18 protein-coding genes are annotated in these 8,916 nt (G+C 37.4%); 6 read left to right on the forward strand and 12 right to left on the reverse strand.

The annotated features are described in order from the left end of the window. Nucleotides 1-78: 78 nt before the first annotated feature. The 11 genes from B9T31_RS17505 to B9T31_RS17550 all read right to left on the reverse strand — a co-directional run bounded on the left by B9T31_RS17505 (nucleotide 79) and on the right by B9T31_RS17550 (nucleotide 4,794). A complete protein-coding gene (locus B9T31_RS17505) occupies nucleotides 79-447 on the reverse strand; it encodes a hypothetical protein (protein ID WP_086183209.1) in 369 nt (122 codons plus the stop codon). Next, the gene (locus B9T31_RS17510) at nucleotides 440-661 is read right to left on the reverse strand and encodes a hypothetical protein (protein ID WP_086183210.1); all 222 of its coding nucleotides are present in this window, start codon (nucleotides 659-661) and stop codon (nucleotides 440-442) included. The genes B9T31_RS17505 and B9T31_RS17510 overlap by 8 nt, the downstream gene beginning before the upstream one ends. After that, nucleotides 654-983, reverse strand: coding sequence for a hypothetical protein (locus B9T31_RS17515; RefSeq protein ID WP_086183211.1), 330 nt, complete (start codon nucleotides 981-983; stop codon nucleotides 654-656). The genes B9T31_RS17510 and B9T31_RS17515 overlap by 8 nt, the downstream gene beginning before the upstream one ends. Beyond that, nucleotides 970-1,137 (reverse strand): hypothetical protein, encoded by a 168-nt coding sequence (locus B9T31_RS17895; protein ID WP_171264803.1) that lies wholly within the window; start codon nucleotides 1,135-1,137, stop codon nucleotides 970-972. Before B9T31_RS17895 ends, B9T31_RS17515 begins: the two co-directional genes overlap by 14 nt. Continuing rightward, nucleotides 1,134-1,469 (reverse strand): hypothetical protein, encoded by a 336-nt coding sequence (locus B9T31_RS17735; protein WP_139840949.1) that lies wholly within the window; start codon nucleotides 1,467-1,469, stop codon nucleotides 1,134-1,136. Before B9T31_RS17735 ends, B9T31_RS17895 begins: the two co-directional genes overlap by 4 nt. Continuing rightward, on the reverse strand, nucleotides 1,453-2,292 hold the full coding sequence (locus B9T31_RS17525; protein ID WP_086183212.1) for a DNA adenine methylase: 840 nt from the start codon (nucleotides 2,290-2,292) through the stop codon (nucleotides 1,453-1,455). The genes B9T31_RS17735 and B9T31_RS17525 overlap by 17 nt, the downstream gene beginning before the upstream one ends. Then, nucleotides 2,289-3,383: a replication protein gene (locus tag B9T31_RS17530; protein ID WP_086183213.1), complete on the reverse strand. Its 1,095-nt coding sequence runs from the start codon at nucleotides 3,381-3,383 to the stop codon at nucleotides 2,289-2,291. The genes B9T31_RS17525 and B9T31_RS17530 overlap by 4 nt, the downstream gene beginning before the upstream one ends. Further along, nucleotides 3,380-3,676 (reverse strand): hypothetical protein, encoded by a 297-nt coding sequence (locus tag B9T31_RS17535; protein WP_086183214.1) that lies wholly within the window; start codon nucleotides 3,674-3,676, stop codon nucleotides 3,380-3,382. The genes B9T31_RS17530 and B9T31_RS17535 overlap by 4 nt, the downstream gene beginning before the upstream one ends. Then, on the reverse strand, nucleotides 3,673-3,957 hold the full coding sequence (locus B9T31_RS17540; protein WP_086183215.1) for a hypothetical protein: 285 nt from the start codon (nucleotides 3,955-3,957) through the stop codon (nucleotides 3,673-3,675). Before B9T31_RS17540 ends, B9T31_RS17535 begins: the two co-directional genes overlap by 4 nt. Before the next feature lie 46 nt (nucleotides 3,958-4,003). Continuing rightward, complete coding sequence (locus tag B9T31_RS17545) at nucleotides 4,004-4,495, reverse strand: phage regulatory CII family protein (protein WP_086183216.1); 492 nt, start codon at nucleotides 4,493-4,495, stop codon at nucleotides 4,004-4,006. Between the two features lie 65 nt (nucleotides 4,496-4,560). After that, entirely contained in the window at nucleotides 4,561-4,794 is a 234-nt protein-coding gene (locus B9T31_RS17550) for a hypothetical protein (protein WP_086183217.1), read from the reverse strand. A gap of 99 nt (nucleotides 4,795-4,893) precedes the next feature. Between B9T31_RS17550 and B9T31_RS17555 the strand changes: the two genes are divergently transcribed. The 3 genes from B9T31_RS17555 to B9T31_RS17565 all read left to right on the forward strand — a co-directional run bounded on the left by B9T31_RS17555 (nucleotide 4,894) and on the right by B9T31_RS17565 (nucleotide 6,253). Continuing rightward, nucleotides 4,894-5,604 carry a LexA family protein gene (locus B9T31_RS17555; protein WP_228146086.1) on the forward strand — a complete coding sequence of 237 codons (711 nt, stop codon included), beginning with the start codon at nucleotides 4,894-4,896 and terminating at the stop codon, nucleotides 5,602-5,604. Nucleotides 5,605-5,651: 47 nt separating this feature from the next. Further along, nucleotides 5,652-5,954, forward strand: coding sequence for a hypothetical protein (locus B9T31_RS17560; RefSeq protein ID WP_086183218.1), 303 nt, complete (start codon nucleotides 5,652-5,654; stop codon nucleotides 5,952-5,954). Nucleotides 5,955-6,037: 83 nt separating this feature from the next. After that, the gene (locus B9T31_RS17565; RefSeq protein WP_086183219.1) at nucleotides 6,038-6,253 is read left to right on the forward strand and encodes a KTSC domain-containing protein; all 216 of its coding nucleotides are present in this window, start codon (nucleotides 6,038-6,040) and stop codon (nucleotides 6,251-6,253) included. Nucleotides 6,254-6,399: 146 nt separating this feature from the next. Here the strand turns inward: B9T31_RS17565 and B9T31_RS18100 are convergent, their stop codons facing one another. Then, the gene (locus B9T31_RS18100) at nucleotides 6,400-6,675 is read right to left on the reverse strand and encodes a hypothetical protein (protein ID WP_086183220.1); all 276 of its coding nucleotides are present in this window, start codon (nucleotides 6,673-6,675) and stop codon (nucleotides 6,400-6,402) included. A 204-nt stretch (nucleotides 6,676-6,879) separates the two neighbouring features. Here B9T31_RS18100 and B9T31_RS17575 point away from each other — a divergent pair, with 204 nt between their 5' ends. From B9T31_RS17575 to B9T31_RS17585, 3 genes are all read left to right on the forward strand, one after another. Further along, the gene (locus B9T31_RS17575) at nucleotides 6,880-7,320 is read left to right on the forward strand and encodes a hypothetical protein (protein ID WP_086183221.1); all 441 of its coding nucleotides are present in this window, start codon (nucleotides 6,880-6,882) and stop codon (nucleotides 7,318-7,320) included. Next, nucleotides 7,320-8,408, forward strand: a complete 1,089-nt coding sequence (locus tag B9T31_RS17580; RefSeq protein ID WP_086183222.1) for an ATP-binding protein — start codon at nucleotides 7,320-7,322, stop codon at nucleotides 8,406-8,408. Before B9T31_RS17575 ends, B9T31_RS17580 begins: the two co-directional genes overlap by 1 nt. Continuing rightward, nucleotides 8,405-8,916: 3'-5' exonuclease (locus tag B9T31_RS17585; RefSeq protein ID WP_086183223.1), on the forward strand; the 512-nt coding region annotated here is incomplete at its 3' end. The genes B9T31_RS17580 and B9T31_RS17585, both read left to right, overlap by 4 nt.

Consider the following 8,916-nt stretch of genomic DNA (forward strand, 5'->3'; position numbering starts at 1 on the left):
CTTCGTGGTAAGTTAAAAACTCAACTCTTTTAAAAAGCTTATTGTGCTGAGCAATTGTTAGTTTGATTTTGGTTTTACTCATGACTCACCTCGCAAAGCTTTTTCTAAAGCATCAATTGTCGATTGAGGAATATACCGAGCATGATCTTCTATGATTTTTAAAGCCTTATTCTTCTGCTCATGTAATCTCATAAATCCTTGATGCCACTCTTTACGGCATTCATCCATGTAAACAAAGGCATTGTGTAGGGCTTGCTTCTCCTTCTCCAACTGCTCGATTTTGGATTGTTGGTACAACCAACCCTTTTTAAAATTATTAACAAAGTCTTGATCAGCACATGATTGAGAATCCCATTCAGGTGCCCAATAAAACCCAAACTCTTGAAGTTCCATTTTGGAACGCTTAATACGTTCTTTGATTTCAGGTATCTGTTCAAACTCACTCACTAATCACCTCCTCATCAACCAAGCCAAACTTAAATTCCCTAGCCAATTCAGTGCATAAAGCCAATGCAATATTTGTATCAATCTTGATTTCTAATTCATCAATTTTAGCTAAGACATAATCTTCATTTTTGACATGGCTTACAGACACATCGGTATGACCGTAACTTGTGTTATCGATAGTGATATGTGTTATTTCTGCTTCAATGTTAGCCACCGCACACCTCCAATCTTCTGCCTGCTTGAATTTCTTTGGGGGTGGCATGTCTTAACCTGAATAATCCACAAGCACCCTCCTCACCGTTCCGCATAATTAAAGCCATTGATATCTCAGGCATTAATTTCTTGAAGCTATAAATGTGTGGGGCAATCAATCCATCATTAACAACTAAATCCCCAACCTCAAAAATATTATGTTCTCTGCGGTATTGGAGGAGGGCTTCTTCTAAAAAACCGAAATTTCTATACTTTTGATTTTTCGTCTTTTCTAACTCATTTTTAGCCTTCTCATACCCACCCAACTGATTAATTAAATCCACCGCACACCTCCCAATTCTCATCATCATTCAGCGCATCTTGCTCCGCACGGCGATGTAATTCATTCCATTGTTCTTGTAGATCTATCTCGTCATCACTATGAGCAATAGAGCCATTCAACTTGTCACGAAGTGTTTTAAAGTCATGGTTAGTCATGCTGTCACCATAAATATTTTCTTAGCTTTTACTGATGGGGTATAACCAATTGGATGTGCGCCATCACTCACCAAATATCCCTGTTGCTCTAATTGAATTAAATAGCGTTGCGCAGATCGTTGAGAAACATCTAATAAGTTAGAAACATCTTTGGACCCAATACGTCTTTTGTTGTTTGCTGCAAAACTAATAATTTGCGCATAACGATCAAACAAAACTGCAAAATTCGTACGCTCACTCACACCACACCCCCAACTTTCACCACAACCGCACCAATCAACATGAACACGAAAAGAAAAGCTTTGTTGAGTTCTTTCACGACACCACCTCAAATAAGTCAGGCTTCTGGGCTTGTCTATTGATCCATAAACATTCTGTTTTAACTGCCGTGCCACGACCTGCGGAAATACGTGAACTCGTTTCAATTCTTTTCCAGCTGCTCAACATGTCGTCATACATTTCACATGGATAGCCTGAAACCATCACCATGCCTTTTAAATCAAGTAATGTATTAAGCAAATTTAAATGCTCTTTATTGCTCATTTCATGGCGATAAATACGACCAGATTTAGCACCGTCATAACGTGTGTCATGCACATAAGGTGGATCTACATAGTGCAACGTTGTTTCTGCATCATGATCTTGAAGAATCTGAATAGCTGGACGATTCTCAATAAGTACCCCATTTAAACGCTGACCAATAATTCCTAAGTGATCAGGATAGGTAGACCACAGTGATTGAGCTGTTCCATATTGACGTTTGGTATCAATTCGAAAACCTGTAATTCCCTTTGTTGCTCCTGCCGATCCAAAACCCATTTGTGCTCGAATACAAACACGGCGCGCACGTTCAATTTTGTTTTCAGTTGGTTCCCATGCATTTTCGAAATCAGTGCGACTGTATGGTGTTAAAACCAATTGTTCGATTAATAATTCTCTCGATCTAGAATCTCGAAGCACTTCAAATAAATTTACGATGTCACCGTCAAGATCGTTATAAACTTCAGCATAGGCACGAGGTTTTTGAAGTAAAACTCCAGCTGCTCCTCCAAAAGCTTCTGTGTAGCAAATGTGGTTAGGCATTTGAGCAATAATCCAATGTGCTAAACGAAACTTACCGCCATGGTATCGAATTAATGGATGATCTAATTTCACGCTGCATCCCCTTTGAATTTTGATTTAAAACCAACTTTCTCTAGGTGATGCTTCCAGTTTTGAAGTTCGTTAGGATCTGATAATTTCTTTGCAATACGGCTTGCCAGTTGCTCATAGGTTTCTCCTGCCACACTAAATTCACTACTGACTTCAGGCAATACCGCCAACTTGTTAGCAAATGCATAAATTTGTTTAACAGAGGAAAATCTTACTAATCCCGATTGATCAGTTTGTTTTTCAGAACGTTGTTGTGGATTAAAACTTTCATGGCGTGAACGTGCTTTGAGCATCCAGATCGCAAGGAAATAGATTTTCATCTCATCAGAGTGATCGTAATTTTTATTGAATTCTTCAAACGCATTGAGTTCTGCATCAAACCACACCGCATTCAAAATCACGTCAACTTCTGCTGAACGTCCCAATGATTCAATTTGAGTTTTTAAAATTTTGAAATCAAACCAACAGGATTTTTTATTTTGATAGTGTTTTTTGATAGTTGTATATTGTGGGTTAAAATTTTTAACCACTTGAGGTAAAGAATTTTTACCACTTGCGGTTAAAATATTTGACCACCCTTGATATAAAGCGGTAAAAATATTTGACCACTTCACATATATAGGGTGGTTAATTTTTTTAACCAGTAAAGAATTTTTACCACCTGCATTTATGTAAGTATTAGCGACTTTTTTGACTGGTTTTTCACCATATCCAAAGTGGTTAAAATTTTTAACCAGTGCTTTTTCTAGTAATTTAAACTCACTAACCAATACTTTTTGAGTTGGAAATTTAATCACTTCACCAATATTATAATTATCTACTGGTGAATACACATTGCCGTATTTAGACTGATTGTGCATTTTAATTAAGCCCACTTTTTCAAGTTCGGCTAAGCACTTAATTACAGTCGGTCTACTCTTCTTCGATAGCTTCTCAAGCTGTCTTAAAGACAATGCATCACTTTCTTTTGTCCAGCCACGCGTTTTACGAACGATCAAAAGATAGATCTTTACAGACGCATCACTGATTTTATTCATGGCATCATCTACGAAGGCATTCGCAACCATAAATGAGTTTGGAATAAACTTACTCATTGCTCACCTTCCTCAAACTTCACATAACCGCCAAATGACTTAATCAAATTGGCATTGATTAGACTTGTTGCAACTTGATGTGCAAGCCATTGGGTAACACGGAAACGCCGTGCCATTTCTTGAGCGAATTCCTCTTTAGTAATTGCAGCATTATTTTCGTCATAGCCTTTGCTACGAAGATTGTCTTTATTACGGTTAATCAACTGAGTCAGGATTTCTAAGGCAGGTTCATAAAAAGATTGAATACTCTGCGTATCCTTGTACTCTTGCTGAGTTCTAAATTGACTATTCATGAAACCTCCACAAGTGCTAATTCAGCTTCAGAGAGACGGCGGTTGGCTTGGAGTTCAGATGGTGTTGCTGTACGGATCTCATTTATAGCTAACCAGCAAAAATAATCGCCATTTGGAATAGGTCTGCATTTAATAAATTCTGGATATGTTACGTGTGCTAATTCCCGAACTTCAAAAAGCACGGGATTAATCGCATTACATATAGAAACAATTACATCGCCTACTAAAAAATCTACGCCGTTGTTTTGATTGGTTTGTTGTGGTAAATTTGGTTTATTCATTTTGTTTCCTAGATTAAGTGAATACCTAAAAGCCTGATCTCCAACGTCAGGCTTTTTCTATTTGTGATGGTGAAAGGTATTTTTCAGCTTGTTTTCTTAGTGCATTGTCTGCAGCTGTTGCACACTCAATAATTCTTTGAAAAATAATATGTGCCTCTTCGTACTCTTGCGGAGTCACGATGTTATCTTCTAAAACTTCATAAACTTTTTGATTAGCTTGCCCACTAGCAACATTTGTTTGCATCATTGCTTCAAGAATATTCATCTCATGATGTCGATCAGCATCAACATTCACAGGCACAAGAACAAAACCTAATTTATGCGCCCAAACCTTTAAAACAGCTGGATTTTGAGTAAACATCATCATTGCCTCTAGCTTTTTAAGACTTGGCAAGTGATCAGGCATGTTTGGATTCGCGTAATTACACATAGTGTTATGTGAATCACCTGTAAGCTCAGAAATATCTTTGGGTGAAATGCCTGGTGTATGTCTGATCATCTTATGTATGGCAGTTTTAGTTTCTTTACTTATTTCCATATGTGAATCCTTAAATTTATTCACGTTTCTATTCGAGTCGCCGTGAACGATAATTTGTGGGTGGGTTAGGTGCTTAAGTTCTTATTAGGATTTGCAGCCTCAAGAAGCCATTCAGCAGTAAATAAACCATTGCTATTGTTGGCTATCACCTGAGCGTAATTAGTCTCCCCTGTGTATTCGGTATATGGGAGGGAGTCTTTAGCAATCCACTTATAGATTGCTCTTTCAGTGATGCCGATTGACTTCGCAATATTTTTAACGCCACCAGCGTTTTTAATAGCACTTTTGACAGTATGCATCTTTAACTCTTAAATTGAACCATAAGTTCAACTTTATAAGGAACTGATAGTTCTGTCAATACTTATTATTATTGAACTCTTAGTTCACAAGGCTTTTTTATGGAAAATGCAATAGATAAAGTTAAAGAAGGTTTTGCTAAGCGAATAAATGAAGCAATGGATTTAAAAGGTTATCCAGTGCGAGGTCGTGCAAGGATTCTAAGTAAGCAATTTGAAGTATCGGATAAAGGTGCAGGAAAATGGCTTAAAGGCGAATCTATTCCTGAAACTTCAAAACTTCCATTATTGGCATCTTTTCTTGGTGTAACTACAGAGTGGCTATTGAATGGTGATTCAGTACCAGCTATGAAGCAAAAAGAAGATCTAGGCTTTAGCAATGTAAGCTTTGACGTGCCTACACTGCGGAAAATCCCATTATTGGACTTTGTTCAAGCTGGGTTATTTTGTGATGTTGGGTATGATGGAATTAACCCAAAAGGAGAGTCTTTTACGACTTACGAAAATGCAAAGCCTGAGAGCGTTTTCTCTCTTGAAGTTGCGGGCCTAAGTATGATGCCTGACTTTAAACCAGGTGATAAATTGGTAGTTGATGGGTCAAAATCTCCATATCCTGGTTGTTATGTCATTGCTCAAAACGGTAGTCATGAGGCTACTTTTAAAAAGTATAGAGTTGTTGAATACGACTATTATGGTAGAGAAGTGTTTGAGCTAGTTCCTTTAAATCCTGATTTTCCTACAATGAATTCATCACAGCAAGAAATTAGAATTATAGGTGTAGTCGTTGAGCATTTAAGAAGTTTTAATAAATAACACCACCCCACCTTGTTCGCCACCTAGAGTTAAAAAAGGAACTCTCAATGATCGCAACACTCAATAAATCCAAAACGGCGCTAACGATTAATCGTCAAGAGTTTAAATTAGCATTAAGTAAAATTGATGAAGGAATCAATAAGCAAATAGCTTCACTTAAAAAAGCCAAACAAAGCTATGACGCTTCGGAAATGGCACAGGAAGTCATTAACGAAGCAAATATTTTTGAAGCTATTATTGAAGGCTTTAACGAAGCAGAAGGTACTAATCTAAAGCTGACTGATATCACCAATCTTGACGTAGCACAAGGATGGGTTGATGAGTTTTTGGAAAAGTACTCTGAGGTGTAAATCACATAAATTAATTTTTGGTGGTTGTTTAGAATCAGTTTTAGTCAAACCGTAATACTTAAGCTAATTACAGGAAGTAAAGCATGCAAACACTTGAAATAAACTCCCGTAATATCAGCCATGTACTTTACCAGCATCTCTTATTAACGGTAGTACTTAGAACTGGCGAAAGATTTATTTACAAGCTTATTGAGGCGAGTACTTTCAAAGATTTCATTGATTCAGCAGATAGAGATAAATTTTATAGAAGTCATATTGAGGCGAATAAGAAATTCAAGAGAATTCAGCTATTTGTATGAACCAAACTGTGAACCCGACACAGTCCCTACAACAGATCGGGTGGAGAAGAAAATGTTTAAAACTAGAGTTATAGAAATTAATGATGGTAAGAATTTAAAGCATTATCAACGAGAATTTTTCAACCAACCACGTATTGGTGAATGGATTACTTTAAAGGTAAACGATCTAGGATGTGTCTTTGAAATAATCCAAATAGTCCATAACGACGAGGTTGAGGAATTTGATATTTATGTAAAACTTGTTGGATCTCAAAACGAAGCTTCTCATTATCTTCGCGAGAAAATCTACAGCCAATAATGCCACATTCATCATCAGCCAAATCTTTATGGTTGGTGATAATAATACCTAAAAAACCCATCCCAACAAGACTTTGACCTCTCTTAATGGGAATTAACTCACCTTTATCTGTAATTGCTATCATTTTAAAGACTCCATCCAACCCACCCTGTGTGGGTTTTCTTTTGTCTATTAAAACATAAAACCGAACCAATAATTCAAAATAAACCAAATAAAAGAACTTTAGGTTCTTGACTAAACTGAACCAATAGTTCATATTATTCCTACACAAACAAAAAACCTCCTAACTTTGGACGGCGAGGAGGTTTTTCAAACTAACGAGGTCATTATGAACTTAAACACCCAATCTTTCAAGCCTACGACAATAGTGCTTACTGCTGCTGTCACTTTTAGCGTCTTGATTGCAATTCCCACCAGCATTACTGCTCTTTCTCATTCTACTGAATACACACCCACATATAGCATTAGTCAACCTGAGTCATACGGCGTTCAGTCTGTTCAAATTACAGGTAAAAATTCAGGTACCGCAATTGTTAATGTTGATGGTTTTCGCATTGCAGTTAATTTCAAATTTGAATCACATCCTGATAGCTACGGTGTAACTGGTTCTGAGTTCACAGCAATTGATATCACTGACCTTGCCATTGATAGCATCACAGATTCAAAAGGCAAGTCATATAACGATTTCACGGATTACAACGATCACCGCAATATCAATTTATTGCTAGCGACGTTTATTGAAAAAAATAACTTAGTGGAGGCTGTGTGATGTCAGTATTTTTCAAAAAAGCTGAGCGTAAGAATGCAAAACTTCGCTTAGCAATTGCAGGTCCTACTGGTGCTGGAAAAACTTTTGGCGCTCTTTTATTAGCTAAAGGAATTGGTGGTCGTATTGCAGTTGCTGATACAGAGAATAGCAGTGCTGAACTGTATGACGATATTGTGCCTTTTGAACATGCAAATATCCAACCACCCTACACACCCGAAAAATTCATTGAAGTCATTAAAGCTGCTGAAACTGCTGGTTTTGATACTTTGATTTTAGACAGTATTACTCATGAATGGTCTGGTGTAGGTGGTTGTCTTGAAATAGTAGATAAATTGGCATCCACAACTTTCAAAGGTAATAGCTGGGGAGCTTGGAGCCAAGTAACACCAAGACATCGTAAATTCATTGATGCAATGCTTCAATCAAGCATCAATATCATCGTGACACTACGTTCCAAAATGGAAACCATTCAAACCAACGACAATGGTAAAAAAAGAGTTGAAAAGGTTGGAATGAAAGCAGAACAGCGTGACGGTATCGAGTATGAGTTCACAACGGTTTTAGACCTGACTCATGACAATCTTGCAATTGCAACCAAGGATCGTACTCGTCTTTTTCTTGACTCACGTCAATTAAGTGAGCATGACGGAGTTTCATTAAAACAGTGGCTTAGCTCTGGTTCAGCAAATGCCAGCATTGATGGAAATCAATTTCTAGAGTTACAAGACTTGATGAATCAAGCAGGGATAAACATTGAAAACTACTGTGCAAAACGCAGCTTGAATAGCCTTCATGATGTTTTGCAACAAAAGTTTGAAGAAACTAGGAGTGGCTTGATTGCGTACATACAAAAGCGAGAGCAAAGCACTCAAGAAAACGAAGCTCAATTAAACCAAAATCAAGCGATTAGCCCAATCACAAGTAATCAGCGTGATGAGCTACAAGGGTTCATTGAGCAGCGAGGCTTGGATGTGAAAAGTGTATGTGAATTTTTAGGTATTGATTCTTTAATGCAAATTCTTACCACTCAATTCAATGCAGCAAAACAAGATATAGATCAATTTGCAAAAGCAGGTATCAAAGCATGAACGCAATTATTTTAGATACTGAAACACATGATCTTAAAGGTCTTCCTGTTGAAATTGCGTACGTGCCCTTTCAATTAAGCAACCGTGAGGTTTCTATCTTTGCTGATCAAGCATTTGATGAATATTTTTCTATCAATGCAGCGATTGCATACGGCGCTATGGCTGTGCACCACATCCTCGAATCAGATATTGCAGGTAAGCCATTTTATACAACTTTCACCTTGCCTGACGATGTTAAATACATCGTTGGTCATAACATTGACTACGATATTGAAGCAATCAATAAGTGTAGCGTTGACACGAAGAATATCAAAATCATATGCACATTAGCGTTAGCTCGTAAAGCATGGCCAGATGCTCAGTCTCATTCTTTATCAGCACTTATTTACATGCTGTTGAGTGGCAGTGATTTAGCTCGTCAAAAATTACGCTCAGCACATAATGCTAAGCAAGATGTACTACTCACAGGCATGCTTTTAAAAAGTATTGTACGTGAACTTGATATTCA

The organism is Acinetobacter sp. ANC 4558, assembly GCF_002135375.1.
Taxonomy (GTDB): domain Bacteria; phylum Pseudomonadota; class Gammaproteobacteria; order Pseudomonadales; family Moraxellaceae; genus Acinetobacter.

What these genes read in the sequence shown, in the direction of transcription:
- B9T31_RS17565 (WP_086183219.1), top strand. Translation starts at nt 6,038, where the DNA reads ATGCAAACACTTGAAATAAACTCCCGTAATATCAGCCATGTACTTTAC.
- B9T31_RS17545 (WP_086183216.1), bottom strand. Translation starts at nt 4,495, where the DNA reads ATGGAAATAAGTAAAGAAACTAAAACTGCCATACATAAGATGATCAGA.
- B9T31_RS17540 (WP_086183215.1), bottom strand. Translation starts at nt 3,957, where the DNA reads ATGAATAAACCAAATTTACCACAACAAACCAATCAAAACAACGGCGTA.
- B9T31_RS17560 (WP_086183218.1), top strand. Translation starts at nt 5,652, where the DNA reads ATGATCGCAACACTCAATAAATCCAAAACGGCGCTAACGATTAATCGT.
- B9T31_RS17550 (WP_086183217.1), bottom strand. Translation starts at nt 4,794, where the DNA reads ATGCATACTGTCAAAAGTGCTATTAAAAACGCTGGTGGCGTTAAAAAT.
- B9T31_RS17575 (WP_086183221.1), top strand. Translation starts at nt 6,880, where the DNA reads ATGAACTTAAACACCCAATCTTTCAAGCCTACGACAATAGTGCTTACT.
- B9T31_RS17580 (WP_086183222.1), top strand. Translation starts at nt 7,320, where the DNA reads ATGTCAGTATTTTTCAAAAAAGCTGAGCGTAAGAATGCAAAACTTCGC.
- B9T31_RS17530 (WP_086183213.1), bottom strand. Translation starts at nt 3,383, where the DNA reads ATGAGTAAGTTTATTCCAAACTCATTTATGGTTGCGAATGCCTTCGTA.
- B9T31_RS18100 (WP_086183220.1), bottom strand. Translation starts at nt 6,675, where the DNA reads ATGATAGCAATTACAGATAAAGGTGAGTTAATTCCCATTAAGAGAGGT.
- B9T31_RS17895 (WP_171264803.1), bottom strand. Translation starts at nt 1,137, where the DNA reads ATGACTAACCATGACTTTAAAACACTTCGTGACAAGTTGAATGGCTCT.
- B9T31_RS17535 (WP_086183214.1), bottom strand. Translation starts at nt 3,676, where the DNA reads ATGAATAGTCAATTTAGAACTCAGCAAGAGTACAAGGATACGCAGAGT.
- B9T31_RS17555 (WP_228146086.1), top strand. Translation starts at nt 4,894, where the DNA reads ATGGAAAATGCAATAGATAAAGTTAAAGAAGGTTTTGCTAAGCGAATA.